The sequence below is a fragment of the Polynucleobacter cosmopolitanus genome, from assembly GCF_002224225.1.
GTDB lineage: Bacteria > Pseudomonadota > Gammaproteobacteria > Burkholderiales > Burkholderiaceae > Polynucleobacter > Polynucleobacter cosmopolitanus.
This window is the reverse complement of the sequence record NZ_NJGG01000002.1, coordinates 123,573-143,096: the sequence shown is the minus strand read 5'-3', so window position 1 is coordinate 143,096 and position 19,524 is coordinate 123,573. Positions and strand designations below refer to the sequence as shown.

19 protein-coding genes and 1 pseudogene are annotated in these 19,524 nt (G+C 45.9%); 17 read left to right on the top strand and 3 right to left on the bottom strand.

What is annotated here, in order from left to right; translation table 11 throughout:
* Positions 1 to 4 precede the first annotated feature (4 nt).
* From trpB to AOC33_RS06125, 8 genes are read left to right on the top strand one after another with little or no spacing between them, the layout of a single operon-like run.
* Positions 5 to 1,198 (top strand): tryptophan synthase subunit beta, encoded by a 1,194-nt coding sequence (gene trpB, locus AOC33_RS06160; protein WP_089515845.1) that lies wholly within the window; start codon positions 5 to 7, stop codon positions 1,196 to 1,198.
* Positions 1,199 to 1,206: 8 nt separating this feature from the next.
* Entirely contained in the window at positions 1,207 to 2,004 is a 798-nt protein-coding gene (gene trpA / locus AOC33_RS06155; protein WP_089515843.1) for a tryptophan synthase subunit alpha, read from the top strand.
* A gap of 2 nt (positions 2,005 to 2,006) precedes the next feature.
* Positions 2,007 to 2,879: an acetyl-CoA carboxylase, carboxyltransferase subunit beta gene (gene accD, locus AOC33_RS06150; protein ID WP_089515842.1), complete on the top strand. Its 873-nt coding sequence runs from the start codon at positions 2,007 to 2,009 to the stop codon at positions 2,877 to 2,879.
* Between the two features lie 14 nt (positions 2,880 to 2,893).
* Positions 2,894 to 4,195 (top strand): bifunctional tetrahydrofolate synthase/dihydrofolate synthase, encoded by a 1,302-nt coding sequence (gene folC, locus AOC33_RS06145; RefSeq protein ID WP_089515840.1) that lies wholly within the window; start codon positions 2,894 to 2,896, stop codon positions 4,193 to 4,195.
* 33 nt (positions 4,196 to 4,228) lie between these two features.
* A complete protein-coding gene (locus AOC33_RS06140) occupies positions 4,229 to 4,951 on the top strand; it encodes an SPOR domain-containing protein (protein WP_089515838.1) in 723 nt (240 codons plus the stop codon).
* A 19-nt stretch (positions 4,952 to 4,970) separates the two neighbouring features.
* Positions 4,971 to 5,486: a CvpA family protein gene (locus AOC33_RS06135; RefSeq protein WP_089515837.1), complete on the top strand. Its 516-nt coding sequence runs from the start codon at positions 4,971 to 4,973 to the stop codon at positions 5,484 to 5,486.
* Between the two features lie 22 nt (positions 5,487 to 5,508).
* Positions 5,509 to 7,050 carry an amidophosphoribosyltransferase gene (gene purF / locus AOC33_RS06130; protein WP_089515835.1) on the top strand — a complete coding sequence of 514 codons (1,542 nt, stop codon included), beginning with the start codon at positions 5,509 to 5,511 and terminating at the stop codon, positions 7,048 to 7,050.
* 9 nt (positions 7,051 to 7,059) lie between these two features.
* The gene (locus AOC33_RS06125; protein WP_089515832.1) at positions 7,060 to 8,262 is read left to right on the top strand and encodes an O-succinylhomoserine sulfhydrylase; all 1,203 of its coding nucleotides are present in this window, start codon (positions 7,060 to 7,062) and stop codon (positions 8,260 to 8,262) included.
* 32 nt (positions 8,263 to 8,294) lie between these two features.
* On the opposite strand, the gene AOC33_RS06120 is transcribed toward AOC33_RS06125, so the two are convergent.
* From AOC33_RS06120 to modB, 3 genes are read right to left on the bottom strand one after another with little or no spacing between them, the layout of a single operon-like run.
* On the bottom strand, positions 8,295 to 9,299 hold the full coding sequence (locus AOC33_RS06120) for an MBL fold metallo-hydrolase (RefSeq protein WP_089515830.1): 1,005 nt from the start codon (positions 9,297 to 9,299) through the stop codon (positions 8,295 to 8,297).
* A gap of 10 nt (positions 9,300 to 9,309) precedes the next feature.
* Positions 9,310 to 10,398 (bottom strand): ABC transporter ATP-binding protein, encoded by a 1,089-nt coding sequence (locus tag AOC33_RS06115; protein ID WP_089515828.1) that lies wholly within the window; start codon positions 10,396 to 10,398, stop codon positions 9,310 to 9,312.
* Positions 10,398 to 11,039: a molybdate ABC transporter permease subunit gene (gene modB, locus AOC33_RS06110; protein WP_342744455.1), complete on the bottom strand. Its 642-nt coding sequence runs from the start codon at positions 11,037 to 11,039 to the stop codon at positions 10,398 to 10,400. Before modB ends, AOC33_RS06115 begins: the two co-directional genes overlap by 1 nt.
* Positions 11,040 to 11,273: 234 nt before the next feature.
* On the opposite strand from modB, the gene soxC reads away from it, so the two are divergent.
* From soxC to AOC33_RS09155, 9 genes and pseudogenes are all read left to right on the top strand, one after another.
* Positions 11,274 to 12,623, top strand: coding sequence for a sulfite dehydrogenase (gene soxC / locus AOC33_RS06105; protein WP_089515827.1), 1,350 nt, complete (start codon positions 11,274 to 11,276; stop codon positions 12,621 to 12,623).
* On the top strand, positions 12,607 to 13,668 hold the full coding sequence (locus tag AOC33_RS06100; protein ID WP_219349910.1) for a c-type cytochrome: 1,062 nt from the start codon (positions 12,607 to 12,609) through the stop codon (positions 13,666 to 13,668). The genes soxC and AOC33_RS06100 overlap by 17 nt, the downstream gene beginning before the upstream one ends.
* Positions 13,669 to 13,733: 65 nt before the next feature.
* Positions 13,734 to 14,189, top strand: a complete 456-nt coding sequence (gene soxY, locus AOC33_RS06095) for a thiosulfate oxidation carrier protein SoxY (RefSeq protein WP_089515825.1) — start codon at positions 13,734 to 13,736, stop codon at positions 14,187 to 14,189.
* Positions 14,190 to 14,244: 55 nt separating this feature from the next.
* The gene (gene soxZ / locus AOC33_RS06090; RefSeq protein ID WP_089515824.1) at positions 14,245 to 14,556 is read left to right on the top strand and encodes a thiosulfate oxidation carrier complex protein SoxZ; all 312 of its coding nucleotides are present in this window, start codon (positions 14,245 to 14,247) and stop codon (positions 14,554 to 14,556) included.
* 65 nt (positions 14,557 to 14,621) lie between these two features.
* On the top strand, positions 14,622 to 15,422 hold the full coding sequence (soxA, locus tag AOC33_RS06085; RefSeq protein WP_089515822.1) for a sulfur oxidation c-type cytochrome SoxA: 801 nt from the start codon (positions 14,622 to 14,624) through the stop codon (positions 15,420 to 15,422).
* Positions 15,423 to 15,439: 17 nt separating this feature from the next.
* A complete protein-coding gene (gene soxX, locus AOC33_RS06080) occupies positions 15,440 to 16,048 on the top strand; it encodes a sulfur oxidation c-type cytochrome SoxX (protein WP_089515821.1) in 609 nt (202 codons plus the stop codon).
* A 74-nt stretch (positions 16,049 to 16,122) separates the two neighbouring features.
* Complete coding sequence (soxB, locus tag AOC33_RS06075) at positions 16,123 to 17,844, top strand: thiosulfohydrolase SoxB (protein ID WP_180738124.1); 1,722 nt, start codon at positions 16,123 to 16,125, stop codon at positions 17,842 to 17,844.
* Positions 17,845 to 18,004: 160 nt separating this feature from the next.
* Positions 18,005 to 19,105, top strand: a pseudogene (locus tag AOC33_RS06070) (YeeE/YedE family protein); the annotation flags it as partial.
* Positions 19,082 to 19,522 (top strand): protein tyrosine phosphatase family protein, encoded by a 441-nt coding sequence (locus tag AOC33_RS09155; RefSeq protein WP_342744463.1) that lies wholly within the window; start codon positions 19,082 to 19,084, stop codon positions 19,520 to 19,522. The pseudogene AOC33_RS06070 and the gene AOC33_RS09155, both read left to right, overlap by 24 nt.
* Positions 19,523 to 19,524: the final 2 nt, after the last annotated feature.

The following is a 19,524-nucleotide window of genomic DNA, read 5'->3' as shown; positions in this document are numbered from 1 at the left end:
CACTATGTATGATTTTCCAGACGTCAGAGGTCATTTCGGCCCCTATGGCGGTGTCTTCGTTTCTGAAACTTTGATGTATGCCTTGACTGAGCTCAAAGAGACGTACGCCAAGTATCAACATGACCCAGAATTTTTAGCTGAATTCCATTCAGAGTTAAAACACTTTGTGGGTCGTCCTTCACCCGTGTATCACGCCAAACGCTGGAGCGAGATGTTGGGTGGAGCTCAAATCTATCTCAAGCGTGAAGATTTGAACCACACAGGCGCGCATAAAATTAACAACGTGATTGGTCAAGCGATGTTGGCCAAACGCATGGGTAAAAAACGCATCATTGCTGAAACAGGTGCTGGTCAGCACGGTGTGGCAACAGCCACGATCTGTGCCCGTATGGGATTAGAGTGCATCGTTTACCAGGGTTCTGTCGACGTGGCGCGCCAAGCTCAAAACGTTTATCGCATGAAACTCTTGGGTGCGACGGTTGTGCCAGTAGAGTCAGGTACCAAAACTCTTAAAGATGCTTTGAACGAAGCGATGCGCGATTGGGTGACCAATGTGGAAAGTACGTTCTACATCATCGGTACGGTGGCAGGTCCTCATCCATACCCAATGATGGTGAGGGATTTCCAAAGCGTGATTGGTGAAGAGTGCAAAGTACAAATGCCAGAAATGATTGGTCGTCAACCAGATTACGTGATGGCTTGCGTGGGTGGTGGATCAAACGCTATGGGTATTTTCTATCCGTACATCGATGTGCCAAATGTGAAGTTGGTTGGTGTTGAAGCAGCCGGTCATGGTTTGAATACCAAAGAGCATTCAGCTGCATTGGTGGCAGGAACTCCAGGCGTCTTGCACGGCAACCGCACTTATTTGTTGCAAGATGAAAACGGCCAAATTGCTGAGACGCATTCAGTATCAGCCGGCATGGACTATCCAGGCGTTGGCCCTGAGCATGCTTGGTTAAAAGACTCTAAGCGTGCGGAATATGTCGCTGTAACGGATGACGAAGCACTCAAGGCCTTCCATGATTGCTGTCAAATTGAAGGCATCATTCCTGCTTTAGAAAGCAGCCATGCCATCGCATACGCTTGTAAATTGGCCCCAACCTTGCCGAAAGATAAATCAATCTTGATCAATCTATCGGGAAGAGGGGACAAAGACATGCACACCGTTGCTCAAGAATCAGGTTTGAAGTTTTAGGAATATAGATGTCAAAGATTGCAAAAGTATTTGCTGATTTAAAAGCACAGGGCCGCAAAGGTCTTGTGCCGTTTATCACTGCAGGTGATCCTGAGCCAGGTATCACCCTTGATTTAATGCACGCCTTGGTGCGTGGCGGCGCTGATGTCATTGAGTTAGGAGTGCCTTTCTCGGACCCAATGGCTGATGGCCCTGTGATTCAAAGAGCTTCAGAAAGAGCTTTGTCTCATGGCACCACACTCAAGCACTGTATCAAATTGGTCAAACAATTTCGCCAAACCAATGATCACACCCCAGTGGTCTTAATGGGGTATGCCAACCCGATTGAGCACATGGGCACTGAAACCTTTGTTAGAACTGCCAAAGATGCAGGGGTTGATGGAATTTTGGTGGTGGACTATCCACCAGAAGAATGCGAAGACTTTGCCAAGCAAAGTAAAGCAGCCGGTATCGATCCTATTTTCTTATTGGCACCGACTTCATCGCAAGCGCGCATTGACCAGGTTGGCAAAGTGGCCGCTGGCTACATCTACTATGTGTCTCTCAAGGGCGTCACGGGAGCTGCTAATTTGGATACCCAGGCAGTGGCAGGCATTATTCCCCAAATCAGAGCAGCTTCTTCAGTACCGATTGCGGTTGGTTTTGGCATCAGAGATGCCCAATCAGCCGTGGCCATTGGCAAGGCTGCTGATGCGGTTGTGATTGGCAGCCGAATCGTTCAACTTTTAGAAGAAGCAGCCCCGGCACAGAGAGTACAATTGCTGGAAGACTTTCTAAAGGATATCCGTAAGGCTTTGGATCAATAAATATGAGCTGGATTGATAAACTTCTCCCCCCAAGTATTCAACACACTGACCCTGCGCAGCGCAAAAGCGTTCCTGAAGGTTTATGGATCAAATGCCCGTCATGTGAAGCCGTTCTTTACCGCAATGACTTAGAGTCAAACATGCACGTGTGCCCTAAATGTGATCATCACATGCGCATCAATGCGCGTGAGCGTTTAGATAAATTATTGGATTTAGAAGGTCGTCATGAGATTGGTCAAGAAGTATTGCCAATTGATGCCCTGAAATTCAAGGACACTAAAAAATACCCAGATCGTCTAAAAGATGCCATTGATTCAACGGGTGAAACTGATGCCATGGTCGTCATGGCTGGATCGATTCACACCATTCCAGTGGTGGTAGCCTGTTTTGAATTTGAATTCATGGGCGGTTCCATGGGTTCCGTGGTGGGCGAGCGTTTTGTGCGCGGTGCGCAAATGGCCTTGGAGCAAAAAGTGCCGTTCATTTGTGTCAGCGCCACCGGCGGTGCTCGTATGCAAGAGAGTTTGTTGTCATTGATGCAGATGGCTAAAACCAATGCGATGTTGGTGAAGTTGGCGCATGCCAAACTTCCTTACATCAGTGTTCTAACTGATCCAACCATGGGTGGTATCTCTGCTAGTTTCGCTTTCATGGGTGATGTGGTGATGGCTGAGCCAAAAGCATTGATTGGTTTTGCTGGTCCACGCGTGATCGAGCAAACCGTTCGCGAAAAACTTCCTGAGGGCTTCCAGCGTTCAGAGTTCTTGATGCAAAAGGGTGGCATTGACATGATTGTCGATCGTCGCCAAATGCGCAAAGAGATTGCTGATCTATTGGCGCTGTTGTTGAAGTTGCCAACAGATTCTGTTGTTTAAGCCCCCAGCCTCACTTGCCTGCCACGTTTGACAATTTAGATGATTGGCTCCAGCACCTAGAGACAGCCCACCCCGTTGGGATCGATATGGGCTTGGAGCGCATCACGCGCGTTAAAGAAGCTCTTCAACTAAATTTCCAAGCAGTGGTTTTTACTGTTGGCGGCACCAATGGCAAAGGTTCTACCTGCGCTTTATTAGAAAGCGTCTTGTTAGCAGCATCCTACAAAGTCGGTTGCCATACATCTCCACATTTACTGTCATTCAATGAACGTGCCCGTGTGAACGGAGAAAACGTGAGTGATGAACTTTTGCTTGAGCATTTCAAGGCAGTTGAGTTGGCCAGAGCATCTTTGCCTAATCCACCAACGCTGACTTACTTTGAGTTCACCACCTTGGCCATCATGCATTTATTTGCAACAGCTGATTTGGATGCGGTCATTCTGGAAGTTGGGTTGGGTGGTCGTTTGGATGCGGTGAACATGATTGACACAGATTGTGCGATTGTCACCAGCATTGATTTGGATCACATGGAGTACCTTGGGGATACCCGAGAAAAAATTGCTTTTGAAAAAGCGGGTATCTTCCGTTCCGATAAACCTGCCATTTGCGCAGATCCTGTGCCACCACAATCCTTGATTGATCATGCAGCATCGATTGGTGCTGATTTATGGTTGCTCGGCAAAGACTATAACTTTCAGGGTGATAAACAGCAGTGGGGCTGGGCAGGACGAGGTAAACGTTTTTCAGGTCTGGGTTATCCAGCGCTGCGGGGCGCCAATCAATTGCTCAATGCCAGCGCTGTGATTGCGGCCTTGATCGCTGTCAGAGACAGATTGCCGGTTGGGGCTCAAGAAATCAGGAATGGCATGGCTTGGGTTGAGTTACCAGGGCGTTTTCAGGTTCTACCTGGGCAGCCAACCATCATTTTGGATGTGGCTCACAATCCTCATGCCAGCGCTGCTCTTGCGCAAAACCTTGAGAACATGGCCTACCACCCCTACACAATTGCAGTTTTTGGTGCGATGGCGGACAAAGACATTGATGGTGTCTTGAAACCCATGATGGATAAGATTGATTTTTGGTATTTTTGTGATTTGCCGACCGCTCGTGCAGCCTCTGCAGAATCTCTGGCGACACGCTTGAGATCTTTAGGCTTTAAAGAGGGTGCCGACTCTGGGATCGAGGTTTTCTCAAGTCCTGCTTTGGCCTATGAATCAGCCTTAAAAAAGGCGGGTGAGGGTGATAGAATATCGGTATTCGGGTCCTTTTATACCGTTGCTGGTGTTCTGGCCTATCGAAATGCAAAAGCTCATTAACCATGACACAACTTTGAACCTAAAACTTAGCTGATGCGACTACCTTTCTTTAACCGCCCAAGTAGTAAAAACAACACACCTGTTGAGGATGGTCTAACAGAAGATCCAGAGCGTCAAAAAGCCAGACACCGTTTGATTGGCGCAGTTTTTTTGGTGACTGTTGCGGTGGCTGGTCTTCCCATCATTTTTGACTCTAAGCCAAAACAATATAACAACGATATTGCGATTCAGATCATTCAGCCTGGATCAAAAGAAGAGAAAAAAGTTGAAGAGCCTAAAGAGACAAAGGCCACTGATTCAGCCACACCATCGGCGCCTGTGACATCAGTAGAAAACAAAGACACCAAAGACACCAAAGATTCCAAAGAATCTAAAGACGCCAAAAAAGAAGACATTAAGACTGACAAGACCACACCGGTTGCCAAATCATTGGATAAAGGTGAAGAGGTTTTGTCGATTCTTGAAAGTCGCACGCCAGCAACTCCTGCTGCTCCAAATTCAGGCGTTAGTTCCAATGGCAAGTTCATTGTTCAAATCGGCGCTTTCTCATCAGAAGAGCGCGTCAAGAATTGGCAGAAAAAATTAACAGAACAAAAAGTCAGCAGCTACATTGAAATCAAAACGAATAAAGAAGGCGTCAAGCTTCATCATTTGAGATCTGGCCCATATCAAGATAAAGCCAGTGCTGAAGCTGCTGAGAAAAAAATCAAGTACGTTGGTTTAAGTCCGAAGATTATTGAGCAAAAGCCACAGTGATAACAGGATCTGAACAGCCATGAACCTTCACTTCACTGTCGTTGATATAGCATTTTTTGCAGTACTCGCAATCTCAGCACTCTTGGGTATTTGGCGTGGCTTGATCAGAGAAGTTTTTGCTCTGATTGCTTGGGTTGCTGCTGCTTGGATTTCTTATCACTATGCCACTTGGTTGGCCAAAGAGTGGTTGAGTGGCGTGCCGGGTGGTGAGATGACTCAGTTGGCCCTTGGCTTTGTGATTTTATTCATTGTGACGATGATCATTTGCGCATTGATTGGACGTTTTTTGGCCAAGCTCATGCAGCAAGCTGGATTGAGTCCGATGGATCGTTTTTTAGGTTTTGCTTTTGGTCTCCTCAGAGGTTTGTTAGTCATCGTTGTGTTGAGCAGTCTATTGTCATTGACTGGAGCAACGCAAACAAGCGAATGGCGTAAAGCTTGGACTTTGCCAGCAATTGAATTGCTCACTGGCATGACTCAAGCTTGGTTACCAGATGAATGGGCTGCTCAGGTGTCTGGGCAGTTAAAGAAGTAGTTTTAAAAAGATAGAGGTCTTTATGTGTGGAATTGTCGGGGCGGTTGGCAATAGTCCAGTGAATCAGTTGCTCTATGACGCATTGTTGCTTTTGCAACATCGTGGTCAGGATGCCGCTGGTATAGCTACCATGAATGGCAGTTCATTCAGTATGCATAAAGCTAACGGCATGGTCCGTGATGTTTTTAGAACACGCAATATGCGCAGCTTGCCAGGTAATGCTGGTATTGGTCAGGTTCGTTATCCCACCGCTGGATCAGCAAGCAGTGAAGAAGAGGCCCAGCCGTTTTATGTGAACGCCCCATTTGGTTTGATCTTGGCTCACAACGGCAATCTAACCAATGCTCCTGCTTTGCGCGATGAGATGTTCTACCGTGATCGCCGTCATATCAACACTAATTCAGATACTGAAGTTTTATTGAACGTGTTGGCTGATGAGTTGCAGCGCGCCACAGACAGCATTGCCTTGGATGCTGCATCAGCATTCACCGCAGTGACCAAAGTGCAAAAGCGTTTAAAAGGTTCCTACGCAGTGGTCGCCTTGATCGCTGGTTATGGTTTATTGGCATTCCGTGACCCATTCGGCATTCGCCCTTTGTGCATTGGTCGCATGGACACACCTAATGGCCCTGAGTGGTTGATTGCTTCTGAGTCTGTGACTTTAGAAGGTTTGGGTTTCAAGTTCGTCAGAGACGTGGCTCCCGGTGAAGCGATCTTTATAGGTCTTGATGGTCAGTTCCAAAGCAAGTTGTGCTCAGAAAATGCCACGCTCAATCCATGTATCTTTGAATACGTTTATTTGGCAAGACCTGATTCATGCATTGATGGCGTGACTGTTTATGACGTGCGCTTATTAATGGGTAATTACTTGGCAGAAAAAATTGCCCGAGAAACCGATGTCTCGCAAATTGATGTGGTGATGCCGATCCCTGATTCAAGCCGCCCAGCAGCGATGCAAGTGGCCAAATTATTGGGTGTGCCATACCGTGAAGGTTTCTTTAAAAATCGCTACGTGGGGCGCACCTTCATCATGCCTGGTCAAGCGATGCGCAAAAAATCAGTGCGTCAAAAGCTCAATGCGATGCGCTTAGAGTTCAAAGATAAAAACGTATTGATTGTGGATGACTCCATCGTGCGTGGCACAACTTCTTATGAGATCGTGCAAATGGCACGTGATGCTGGTGCCAAGAAAGTGATCTTTGCTTCCGCTGCACCTCCTGTGCGTTTTCCAAACGTGTATGGCATCGACATGCCAACTCGCAGTGAATTAGTCGCCTATGGCCGAACCCATGAGGAGATCACCAAGTTGATTGGTGCGGATGAACTTATTTACCAAGACGTTGAAGATCTTAAAAAAGCGGTCAGAGACATCAACCCTGCGATCACTAATTTTGATGCCTCTTGCTTTGATGGCAAGTACATCACAGGCGATATCACTGAGTCTTATTTAGACGCTTTAGAGGCTTCTAGAAACACACCTAAAGCCTTGGCGGATCGTCAGCAGGGCGATGGAACAGACTTGGCCCGTTCACAATTACATTTACATTTAGCCTCTCAAGAGTAGTATTGAGTCATGAGCGATAAAAAACGACCACCTTTAGATATCAAAAACCTGCACACCGACACTCTTGGTGTGCGTGCAGGCGTGCGTCGTACTGAGTTCAATGAACACTCTGAGGCGATGTTTTTAACCTCCAGTTTTTGCTTTGACAGTGCGGCAGATGCTGCCCATGGTTTTGCGAACGCGGAAAAAGGTTTTATTTACTCTCGTTTCACCAACCCAACTGTTGCGATGTTCCAAGATCGCTTGGCAGCGCTAGAGGGTGGTGAGGCATGTATTGCGACATCTTCTGGTATGTCAGCGATCATGACGGTAGCGATGTCACATTTACAAGCTGGCGACCACGTGGTTTGTTCTCGCTCGGTGTTTGGTGCCACCATTCAACTGTTCAACAGTATTTTGAGTAAGTTTGGGATTGAAACAACTTACGTGGACATGGCCAACCTTGATTCTTGGAAAGCCGCTGTTAAACCCAACACCAAACTATTTTATTTAGAGACGCCATCCAATCCTTTGACTGAGGTGGGTGATATTGCTGCTATTGCAAAAATCGCAAAAGCAGCCAATGCGCTTTACGTGGTAGATAACTGCTTTTGCACCCCAGCCCTGCAAAAGCCATTAGAGCTGGGTGCTGATGTGATCATTCATTCGGCTACCAAGTATCTAGATGGCCAGGGTCGTGTTCTAGGCGGCGCCATTGTCGGCACTGAAGAATTTGTTTTGGGTAAAGTGTTCCCTTATGTCAGAACTGCTGGACCAACACTGTCTGCCTTCAACGCCTGGGTTTTGTTGAAGGGCTTAGAAACACTGAACTTGAGATTGGAAAAGCAAAGTCAGTCAGCGCTTGAATTGGCGACTTGGTTGGAGAAGCATCCTGCGGTTGAGCGTGTGTATCACCCAGGCTTATCTTCACACCCACAGTATGAATTAGCCAAGAAGCAGCAAAGAATGGGCGGCCCAATTTTGTCATTTGTACTGAAGGGCGGTAAAGAGGCCGCTTGGAAAGTCATCGATGGCACCAAGCTTTTATCGATCACAGCCAATTTGGGTGATACAAGAACCACCATCACTCATCCTGCAACCACCACGCATGTGCGTGTCACACCAGAAGCACGAGCGGCAGCGGGCATCACCGATAGCTTGGTGAGGATTGCTGTTGGCTTGGAAAATATTGAAGATATTAAAAATGACTTACTGCCTGGTCTAGGCAAATAAGTCATCAAGAGAATCAGAACAGAAAAGGAAGCTTAAAAAGCTTCCTTTTCTGCTTCTAGGTAGGCAAGACTTGTGTACTTACCGATGTTCCCATCAAATCCTTTGGTGCGTTTTGCATACTTCACTACACGAGGGTCTTTGAGTACCAGATTTTTGGCAGAGCTTGGGTCAAGACCATCTTGAACTGCTTTAACGCAAGTTTCATAAATCCCTGACATGAACTCACCATATTCTGCGAGCAATTCTTTTTTAGCATTGCCATGTCCTGGAATCCAGAGTTGAGGGCCTGCAGCTTGAGTCAATGCTTTATATGTTTTGAAGGTGCCAACATATGAACCGTCATCCATGTTAGCAATTCGATCATCCATTGCCACATCGCCAACATGCGTGACCTTGTCCTCAACAATTTCCATGCAAATATCACCAGGGGTGTGCGCAACACCATAGTGATGAATCTTGATGGTGACATCGCCGTACTTGAATACATCCCCATGATTCGCAATGTGAGTCGGTGGAATCACTTTGGTGCCTGCGGTTGCTTGATTGGTCCAGCGCTCCATCAAATTCTTCCAAGCATTGCCTTCAACGCCTTTGATTTCTTTCATGCTGAACGGGTGTGCATAAATGGGCATTGGTCCATAGGCCTCAACGAAAGCTTGGTTACCCAAGAAGTGATCGCCATGATAGTGAGAATTGAAAAGAGCGATCACAGGTTTCTTGGTGAAGGTTTTCATCATCCTGATGGCCATTTCACCAATCTGCACAGAAGCACCTGTGTCAATCACCACAATGCCCTTGGCGGTTTCAACAAAGGTGATATTGGCCATCATGCCTTGGTTTTCAGGAGTTGGGAAACCGTCCGGAGAGTAAATCATCCAAACATGTTTGCTGAGCTGTTTGATGGGATGATCTTTGATGCGAGGTCCACGAATAAAGTCTTCAGCAGCTCTGGCAAATTGAGTGAGTTGAGGCAAAGTTAAGAGCCCCACAGCGCCTAAAGAAAGTTTTAGAGCACTTCTGCGGTCATAACTTGTCATACAACCTCGCTTATGTATTTTTTAGGTGAAACTTGATGGGCATGATGTGGATTTGCTCAGGATCTAAATAAATCTTTTCCTGTGCGCCCACTTCAATGCCCAATCTTCTTAATTCGCTCGATGATGCTTGCCAAATAATTTGATCATCACAACCATTGACCTGCCAATACACCACCGCAATCTGTCCCAATTGTCTGACTCTTGCAACCGTGCAGTCAATTAGATTAATTTTGTAACTATTGACTTGTTCTTTAGAGTTAACAATTTCGATGCTGTGACTTGGAATCACCCAAGCCACTTCGGTTGGCTTTTTGATCTTGCCCTTATCTTTGACTGATAAGCTTAAGCCACGATTTCCCCACGATAAACGTCCTTGGTCATATAAGCCTTCAAATAGATTTGGGCTGCCAACCAGTTCAGCCACCCGCGCATTACGAGGTTTATCGATCAAGTGGTGAGGATCTGAAGTTTGTAAGCTCTTGCCGTGATCAATCACCGTGATTTGATCGCCCAAACGAATCGCTTCATTCAAATCATGTGTCACGAGAATGATCGGCAATGAAACTGCTTGGCGAAGCTCAGATAGGGCCTCATAAAGATTTTGTCGTGTGGGAGCATCAACTGCCGAGAATGGCTCATCTAAAAGAAGTGCTTGAGGATCTCTGGCCAATGCTCGTGCCAAGGCCACACGTTGTTGTTGTCCACCAGAGATTTGATGCGGTAAGCGATTGGCTAAATCAGCAATGCGCAATCGCTCTAGCCAACGAAGCGCTTCATCACGAGTAGATTGCTTGCGACCTATCAACGGAATTGAAACATTCTCTAAAACAGTGAGATGGGGAAAGAGGGCGTAGTTCTGAAATAAAAATCCGATCGAGCGACGATGGGTTGGCACAAACACTTTATTGGCGCTATCAAGCCACACCTGATCTTTGCATTGAATCAAACCTGATACATCGGACAGTCCAGCAATGCTACGCAGGATCGTTGTTTTGCCGCTGCCTGAGGGGCCAACCAAGATGTGAAGTTCTCCAGGGGCGCATTCAAAGTCAATGTGCATTGGAAAGCCGGTCCTGCGTTGTAATTGAACTTTTAACATCACGCAGCTCGCTTCTTGGCAGTCAATTGATAGCTCCAAGTAATGGCTAACAATGAAATGATTAACAGCATTAATGACATGCCACTGGCACTGGCATGATCCATGTTCTGCACGCTGTCATAAATTGAGATGGCAATCGTTTTAGTTTCTCCTGGGATCGAGCCACCAATCATCAAGATCACACCAAACTCGCCCAAGGTATGCGCAAAAGTAATCACTGCAGCACTCACGATGCCGCGCCAAGCCAGTGGTAGCTCAATTAACTTGAAGGCTTTCCAGGGGCTCAAGCCACTGCATTGCGCGGCTTCACGTATGTCTTGTGGAATCGCTTCGAACGCGCGTTGAATCGGTTGAATTGCAAATGGCAAATTGAAAATAATTGAAGCAATCACCAAGCCAGTGAAAGTAAAAGTCAGTGGCTGATTGAAAAGAGTGACATTGCTAAAGCTCACCAGCAAGTAATAACCTAAAACTGTAGGAGGTAAAACCAAAGGTAAGGCGAGGGCGGCCTCTAAAAATGATTTGCCTTTTTGCATGCTCGCCAAACGATAAGCAACCCATACTCCAAATGGAATTAAAAAGAGCAAGGTAAATAATGCAAGCTTCAGAGTCAGTATCAGTGCTTGCGTATCAATCGTCATAGTTAGGTATAAAAAATAAGTGTTTGCTAGAAGTGAATAACAGTTAGGTAGATGCAATAAGTATTCACATTTTTTGCTCAGTAAATACCCTTGTTAGCAAAAAAATAACAACACTTTCATTATTTGCATATTCCAAAACAATCTATAAAAGTGAATAATGACACATCTCAGTTGAAAAGATATTCAACATCAATAAGTCAGTATTTTGTTTAGCATGAATCTTTGGGGGTCCTAGTGACATTTAAGAGTAAATCAACGCCAATTGGTAGGCTTCGTCGTGCGCCAGAAAACTTCGTGACTCAGCAATTTGCTGATGAAGTTTATGAGCATGGTCTGAATGAAACTCGTCGTGGTTTCCTGCGCAAAAGTTTTGTAACAGCATTGGGTGCTACTGCAGCAGGTTCTGCAATTGCCGCTGATGGTGATAAAGCTATTTTAGAAAAGCAGCCATGGCAAACAACTTTGGGGCAGCCAGTAGCGGCTCGTCCTTATGGCATGCCATCACAATGGGAAGCTGCTTTACAGCGTCGCGAGTCTCCAGGTTTGACACGAGTCTCCGCAGCGTCTGTGGCATTTGCACCATTACAAGGTTTTTTCGGCATCATCACGCCAAACGGTTTGCACTTCGAGCGTCACCACCAAGGTTGGTATGACATCGATCCAGCACAACATCGTTTGATGGTGAACGGAATGGTTAAGCAGCAAAAAGTGTTCACGATGGACGATTTGATGCGTTTGCCAAGCGTTTCACGCATTCACTTCATTGAGTGCGGTGCTAATACAGGTTTAGAGTGGGGTAATGTCGCTGTACCAAGCGTGCAGTACACCCACGGCATGTTGTCTTGTTGCGAATTCACAGGTGTCCCTCTTTCAGTATTGCTCGATATGTGCGGTGCTGACCTTAAGAATGGTAAATACATCTTGGCTGAAGGTGGTGATGGCTCAGGTATGACCAGAACCATTCCAATGGATGCAGCACTTAAAGACGTATTGGTTGTATGGGGTATGAATGGCGAAATGTTGCGCCCTGAAAATGGCTACCCATTGCGCTTGTTGGTTCCTGGTGTTCAAGGTGTTAGCTCGGTGAAGTGGTTACGTCGTATTGAAGTAGGCGATATGCCTTACGCTACAAAAGATGAAGCAGTTCACTACATCGATTTGATGCCAAGTGGTTTACACCGTCAGTACACCACCATTCAAGAATGTAAGTCTGTGATCACCACACCATCTGGTGGCCAGCAATTGCTAGACAAAGGTTTCTACAATATCAGCGGTATGGCATGGTCTGGTCGCGGTAAGGTCAAACATGTGGATGTATCTGTTGATGGCGGTAACAACTGGCGCAGAGCTCGTCTTGAGACTCCAGTGCTTTCTAAAGCCGTCACGCGCTTTAACCTTGACTGGGTTTGGGATGGTTCACCAGGCATCTTGATGTCACGTGCAACGGATGAAACTGGCTATGTTCAGCCAATGATCAAACAATTAAGAGAAGTGCGTGGTACACGTTCCATCTATCACAACAATGCAATCCAAGCATGGAAGCTTGATACGAACGGGGAGTTGAGCAATGTTCAAGTTGGCTAATTTAACTAAAACTTTGGTTTTAGCAGGTTTGGCATTTAGCTTTACTGCTGAAGGTGTTGCTCAGTCTAAGTACACTGGTATTGGTCGTGAAGCGACCAAGGCTGAAGTTGCTGCATGGGATATCGACGTTCGTCCAGACTTCAAAGGCTTGCCAGCAGGATCTGGTAATACTTTGCGTGGTCAGGAAGTTTGGGAAGGTCGTTGTGCATCTTGTCACGGTACTTTTGGTGAATCTAATGAAGTGTTCACACCAATTGTTGGTGGAACAACCAAAGAAGACATGAAAACTGGTCGTGTGGCTTCATTGTTGAGTGACAAACAACCACAGCGGACAACCTTGATGAAGGTTGCGACTGTTTCAACACTTTGGGATTACATTTACCGTGCCATGCCCTGGAATGCCCCAAGGACTTTGACGCCGGATGATACCTATGCTGTTTTAGGTTACATCTTGGCCATGGCTGAGATTGTTCCGGACGATTTCACATTGAGTGATAAAAACATTGCTGATGTTCAAAAATTAATGCCTAACCGAAATGGCATGACTCAAGCTCACGGCATGTGGAATGAAGGCGGTAAGCCAGATGTTAAAGCAACTGCTTGTATGACCAATTGCACAAAGCACGTCACGATTGGATCGTCATTGCCTGACTATGCCCGCAATGCCCATGAAAATCTTGCGCTGCAAAATAGGCCATACGGCCCATATCGTGGCGTTGATACAACCAAACCTCCAGTCAGCAATCTGCCAGGCAAAGGTTTGATGGCGGTGAGTATGACTGCGGCTGAATCAATCACGCCTGAAGGCTTGTTCAAGAAGCACAACTGTGCCACTTGCCATGCCCCAGCCAGCCGTGCCATCGGTCCTGCTATTTCTGAAGTGGCTGCCAAATACAAAGGCCAAGCTGATGCCATCAAGAAAATGCATGCAAAAGTGAAGGTGGGTGGTGCTGGTGTTTGGGGTGCAATTCCCATGCCACCCCATGCCCACGTCTCTGATGGTGATATTGAGGTACTCGTAAAATGGATGCTTACTGGTAAATAAACAGGTAATATTGTCTAGTTAGAAATTGAAATTTTTGATAGTTAGTTTTTTATGAAGGAGTTCGTATGAACCATAAACGTCGTGAAGCACTGCGATTGACAGCGGTAATCGGTTTGATGGCTGCAACAGGCCTCATTTCTCAAGCAGAAGCTGCAGCATGGAACAAAGCTGCTTTTGAAGGCAAAACATTGGATGAAGTGCTAAAAGCACTAGGTGGTTCTTCAGCTGACAAATCTGGCGCGATCACAATTAACGCTCCTGATATTGCTGAAAACGGTGCGGTTGTGCCTGTGGGCGTAACAACAACAATGGCAAAAACACAACAAATCGCTATTTTGGTTGAGAAGAACCCAAGTGCATTGGCTGCTCAATTCATCATGACTGCTGACACAGAGCCGTTCGTGGCTTCACGTGTGAAGATGGGTCAAACATCCAACGTTCACGCTTTGGTGAAGGCTGATGGCAAATGGTTTGTATCGACTAAAGAAGTTAAGGTGACTTTGGGTGGTTGCGGCGGTTAATTCCCCCTCACACAATTCATTTAACTAATCATATTTGTACTGAAAGGAAATAAAAATGGCAGATCCAATGCGCGTACGCGCCCAAGAGACTGGCGGTATTGTTGACGTTAAAGTGTTGATGAAACACGACATGGAAACTGGTCAACGTAAAGATTCATCTGGAAAAACTATTCCAGCACACCACATCACGACTATCACTGCAACTTGCAAAGGTAAGCAAGTGTTCCAAGGTGAGTTTGGTCCAGCTGTATCAAAAGATCCATTCTTGAACTTCAAGTTCAAGGGCGGCGCTAAAGGTGATGAGGTTAGCGTAACTTGGGTTGATAACAAGAACGACACTCGCACAGATAAAGCAAAAGTAAGCTAATAAGAAAAATAAGAAACCCGTCAATTGAAAGATTGACGGGTTTTTGTCAATATGAGGAGCAAGTAATGAAAAAAGCTATGAACAGTGCTTTATTAGTCTCTTTAAGCATGATGGCAGGTCTTGCCATGGCTCAAAGTGCGACTGATGATATTGCGAAATACCGTGAAATGATCGCTGATGGCAATCCAGCTGAGTTATATGAAGCCGCTGGTGAAGACATTTGGTCAAAGCCTATGGGACCAAAAAATGCATCGCTTGAAAAGTGTGATCTTGGAAAAGGTCCTGGCGTTGTAAAAGGTGCCTCAGCTGAATTACCACGTTACTTTAAAGATACTAATAAAGTGCAAGACTTAGAGTCGCGGATCATCACCTGTATGGAAAAGTTACAAGGCTATGATGCAAAAGAAATCATCAATGCTGGCTTTGAAAAAGGTAAGCGCAAAGATGTTGAAGCAGTTGTTGCTTATGTTGTGACTGCATCTAAAGGTATGAAAATCAATGTGCCTGTGAAGCATCCAAAAGAAAAAGAAATGTACGCCATGGGTGAAAAGGCTTTCTTCTTCCAAGGTGGTCCAATGGACTTCTCATGCGCATCTTGCCATGCTGAAGATGGTAAGCGCATTCGTTTGCAAGACTTGCCTAACATCACTGATCAAAAAGGCGCTGCCTTAGGTTTTGGTTACTGGCCCGCTTATCGCGTATCAAGCGGAAACTTTTGGACCATGCAGCGTCGTTTGAATGACTGCTACCGTCAACAGCGTTTCCCTGAGCCAATTTACACATCAGACGTGACCATTGCCTTGTCGGTTTATATGGGCGCAAAAGCCAAAGATGGCGTGATTAATACACCAGGATTGAAGCGCTAAGTCGCGGGAGATAAATAATGAAAAAATTACATTTAATGATTTCAGCTGCACTAGTGGTGGCAGCCTCAACATCCGTGATGGCTCAAAGTAAATTTGAAAAAGATCATACAGCCAGTTTCAAGGCCAATGGTCAAGCTGGCATGGATCGTTTGGAGCGTGATGACACGCAAAAGTTTTGCTCTGATCCTGCTGCCCTGGCTGGTAAGGGTGATCCTAAAAAACGTGAAGCAATTGAAAAAGCCAATATGGCCACTATCAAGCAACCTTCTGATGGTAAGTATCTAGGCGATTGGAAAGAGGGCGAAAAAATTGCTCAAAGCGGTCGTGGTGCTACTTGGACAGATAAAGCAGGCACGCCAAACGGTGGCGGATGTTACAACTGTCATCAGATCAATAAGAAAGAAATTTCTCACGGCAACATTGGTCCTTCACTATGGAACTACGGCAAAGTTCGCGGTAACTCTGAAGCAGTTGTTCAGTACACATGGGGCAAGATTTATAACTCTAAAGCTTACAACGCATGCAGCAATATGCCTCGCATGGGTCACTACAAGTTGTTAACTGAAGATCAAATGCGTCACGTGATGGCTCTTTTGTTGGATCCAGCATCACCAGTTAATCAGTAATTTGTATCAAATCAGGCCGCTATGCCATCGCGTCTAGCGGCCTTTTTATTTTTTAATAAGGTTTTTTTATGTCAATGAATCGTAGAGAGTTTTTACAAGTACTTGCAGTTGCCTCAGCGGGTGGTATGGCCCTCAATACTGATTACGCGCAAGCACAAACAGCGGCCAATAAGTTTTATGATTTGCCTCGTTTTGGTAATGTGCACTTTCTACATTTCACTGACTGTCACGCACAATTAAAGCCAATCTACTTCCGCGAACCCGGTGTGAACTTAGGCTTCGGTGATCAGTTTGGTAAAACACCTCACTTGGTAGGCGAGCATCTATTGAAGGCTCACAACATCAAACCAAATACCTTAGAAGCTCATGCTTTCACTTATTTGAACTTTGAAAAAGCAGCGGCGACATACGGCAAAGTCGGTGGTTTTGCTCACTTGGCCACATTGGTCAAGAAAATGAAGGGCAATCGTCCGGGTGCTTTGCTATTGGACGGTGGTGATACATGGCAGGGTTCAGGTACTGCTTTGTGGACCAATGGACAAGACATGGTGGATGCATGTTTGGCCTTGGGTGTAGACATCATGACACCACACTGGGAGATGACTCTTGGTGAAGAGCGCGTGAAAGAGATTGTTGAAAAAGATTTCAAGGGCAAGATTTCATTCTTGGCTCAAAACATCAAAACCAATGACTTCGGTGACCAGGTATTTGATCCGTATGTGATTCGCGAAATGAATGGTGTGAAAGTGGCCGTGATCGGTCAGGCTTTCCCATACACCCCAATTGCCAATCCACGTTATATGGTAGCCAACTGGACCTTTGGTATTCAAGACGACAACATGCAGAAGATGGTCAATGAAGTTCGTGCCAAGGGTGCAAAAGTTGTGATCGTTTTGTCTCACAACGGTATGGACGTGGATTTGAAGATGGCCAGCCGTGTGACTGGTATCGATGCAATCATGGGTGGTCACACGCATGATGGCGTACCAACACCTGTTAAGGTGAAAAACTCAGGCGGTGTTACGTTGGTGACGAATGCTGGTTCAAACGGTAAATACTTGGGCGTTCTAGATTTCAAAGTGAACGGTGGCAAGATTGCTGATTTCCGTTACAAATTATTGCCAGTATTTTCAGACATGATTCCTGCTGATACAGCGATGAACAAATTGATTGATAAGATTCGCACCCCTTACGAAACCAAGTTGGGTGAGAAGCTTGCGGTGACTGAAGGTACTTTGTACCGCCGTGGTAACTTTAACGGTAGTTTCGATCAATTGATTCTGGATGGTTTGATGGCCGTGAAAAATGCTGAGATTGCATTCTCACCAGGTTTCCGCTGGGGCACATCATTGTTACCAGGTCAAGCAATCACCATGGAACACGTGCTTGATCAAACCGCGATCACTTATCCATGGACCACTGTGACCATGATGAAGGGCGACATGATCAAGACTATTCTTGAAGATATTGCGGACAACTTGTTCAATCCAGATCCTTACTACCAACAAGGTGGTGACATGGTGCGTGTGGGCGGCTTGCAGTACACCATCAATCCAATGGGCGAGGCCAATAAGCGCATCAGCAACATGACGCTCAATGGCAAATTAATTGATCCTAATAAGACTTACAAAGTCGCGGGTTGGGCTCCAGTAGCAGAAGAAGCAAAAGCTGCTGGTGGTGAGCCAATTTGGGATGTGGTGGCTAAATACCTCCGCGATATTAAGACAGTTAAAGCCAAGCAACTCAATATGCCAATCATTGAGGGCGCCAAAGGTAACCCTGGTTTCGCTGCATAACTAATCACAAGCAAGACAGCATACCTTTGTGGTGTGCTGTCTTGCTTCATTATTAGAAGTAATTTCAAAAGTACTTAAAAGTCTCGACAAAAAGATCAAGCCAAGGGCTAATCGCCAAAAATGCCATAAAATGTCAGGCTAAAAGGTAAAACCTCTATTTATGCCTGAAATTAACTTAAATTCCATTGCTAGCACCGTTCTTTGGGCCACGTTTGTGGTGACTGTCCTTTTGGGCATCGTTTTACAGAAAACACGGTTTTGCACCATGGGTGCCATCACTGATATTGCGATCATGGGTGAGTGGACTCGCATGCGTCAATGGCTTTTAGCCATTGGTGTGGCCATCATTGGTGTGGGTGTTATGACTGCAGTGGGCATGATTGACACCAGTAAATCGATCTATACCGGTTCACGCTTGACCTGGTTATCCACCATCGTGGGTTCTTTGATGTTTGGCTTTGGCATGGTCCTAGCTTCAGGCTGCGGAAGCAAAACGTTGTTGCGCATTGGTTCAGGCAATCTAAAGTCTTTGGTGGTCTTTTTAACTTTGGCACTATCGTCTTATATGACTTTAAGAGGCGTGTTTGGCGTTTTCAGGGTCAATACCACTGATACTGTGTTTATCACCTTATCAACACAACAGGATTTGCCAAGTGTGCTTGCTGCTTCGATGGGCATAGCCAAAGATACTTTGCAGATCAGTTTGGCGCTCATCATTGGTGGGGCCTTGATTGTGTTTGCACTGATCAAAAAAGAATTCTGGAGCTTCAATAATCTCTTGGCTGGCTTTGGCGTTGGAGCTGCCGTCCTGTTGGTTTGGTGGATTTCAGGGGTCTTGGGTTATGTGGCTGAAGATCCAAATACCCTAGAGGAAGTTTTTGTGGCAACCAACAGTGGTCGCATGGAAAGCTTGACGTATGTAGCGCCTTACGCCTACGTGATTGAGTGGCTGACATTCTTCAGCGATGCAAGCAGAAAAATAACTTTAGGTATTACTTCAGTCTTTGGTTTGGTTGTTGGCTCATTCATCTACTCAATCGTGACCAAGACATTCCATTGGGAAACTTTTAGAGATGCTGAAGATACTGGCAATCATTTGCTTGGCGGCATTTTGATGGGCGTGGGTGGTGTGACTGCTTTTGGTTGCACAATCGGTCAGGGCTTGACCGGTATTTCAACTTTGGCCATCAGTTCATTCATAGCTTTAGCAGGCTTCATTGTTGGCGCTCTTTTAGCCATGAGATATTTGCAATGGAGAATGCTGCCACCACCTTGCGAACCAGTTTTAGGAAGTAATCACACAAATCAACATTCAAACACTGGAGGATGTGGCATGCCACTACAAATCGCTTGTCATACGGATCAATTTGGTACTTTGGGGCAAATCACTGCACATGATGTTTCTGAAATTGCTCGCCAAGGTTACAAATCTATCATCAACAATCGCCCTGATGGCGAGGCTGGCCCACAGCAACCCTTGAATGCAGAAATTGAAATGGCTGCAAAAGCTCTTGGCCTCAATTACGCATACTTACCAGTGGTCAGTGGTCAAATCACTCTAGAGCAAGCGCAAGAAATGTCTCGCTTGCTTGAGACAATGCCTGGCCCTGTTTTGGCATTTTGTCGCTCAGGTGCCAGATCAACTAATTTGTACATGTTGGCTCAGCAGGTCGGTTGATT

Bases quoted from the DNA above. Each gene is read 5' to 3' on its own strand.
- trpB (WP_089515845.1), top strand. From the start codon at position 5: ATGTATGATTTTCCAGACGTCAGAGGTCATTTCGGCCCCTATGGCGGT.
- trpA (WP_089515843.1), top strand. From the start codon at position 1,207: ATGTCAAAGATTGCAAAAGTATTTGCTGATTTAAAAGCACAGGGCCGC.
- accD (WP_089515842.1), top strand. From the start codon at position 2,007: ATGAGCTGGATTGATAAACTTCTCCCCCCAAGTATTCAACACACTGAC.
- AOC33_RS06140 (WP_089515838.1), top strand. From the start codon at position 4,229: ATGCGACTACCTTTCTTTAACCGCCCAAGTAGTAAAAACAACACACCT.
- AOC33_RS06135 (WP_089515837.1), top strand. From the start codon at position 4,971: ATGAACCTTCACTTCACTGTCGTTGATATAGCATTTTTTGCAGTACTC.
- purF (WP_089515835.1), top strand. From the start codon at position 5,509: ATGTGTGGAATTGTCGGGGCGGTTGGCAATAGTCCAGTGAATCAGTTG.
- AOC33_RS06125 (WP_089515832.1), top strand. From the start codon at position 7,060: ATGAGCGATAAAAAACGACCACCTTTAGATATCAAAAACCTGCACACC.
- AOC33_RS06120 (WP_089515830.1), bottom strand. From the start codon at position 9,299: ATGACAAGTTATGACCGCAGAAGTGCTCTAAAACTTTCTTTAGGCGCT.
- AOC33_RS06115 (WP_089515828.1), bottom strand. From the start codon at position 10,398: ATGTTAAAAGTTCAATTACAACGCAGGACCGGCTTTCCAATGCACATT.
- modB (WP_342744455.1), bottom strand. From the start codon at position 11,039: ATGACGATTGATACGCAAGCACTGATACTGACTCTGAAGCTTGCATTA.
- AOC33_RS06100 (WP_219349910.1), top strand. From the start codon at position 12,607: ATGTTCAAGTTGGCTAATTTAACTAAAACTTTGGTTTTAGCAGGTTTG.
- soxY (WP_089515825.1), top strand. From the start codon at position 13,734: ATGAACCATAAACGTCGTGAAGCACTGCGATTGACAGCGGTAATCGGT.
- soxZ (WP_089515824.1), top strand. From the start codon at position 14,245: ATGGCAGATCCAATGCGCGTACGCGCCCAAGAGACTGGCGGTATTGTT.
- soxA (WP_089515822.1), top strand. From the start codon at position 14,622: ATGAAAAAAGCTATGAACAGTGCTTTATTAGTCTCTTTAAGCATGATG.
- soxX (WP_089515821.1), top strand. From the start codon at position 15,440: ATGAAAAAATTACATTTAATGATTTCAGCTGCACTAGTGGTGGCAGCC.
- soxB (WP_180738124.1), top strand. From the start codon at position 16,123: ATGAATCGTAGAGAGTTTTTACAAGTACTTGCAGTTGCCTCAGCGGGT.
- AOC33_RS09155 (WP_342744463.1), top strand. From the start codon at position 19,082: ATGAGATATTTGCAATGGAGAATGCTGCCACCACCTTGCGAACCAGTT.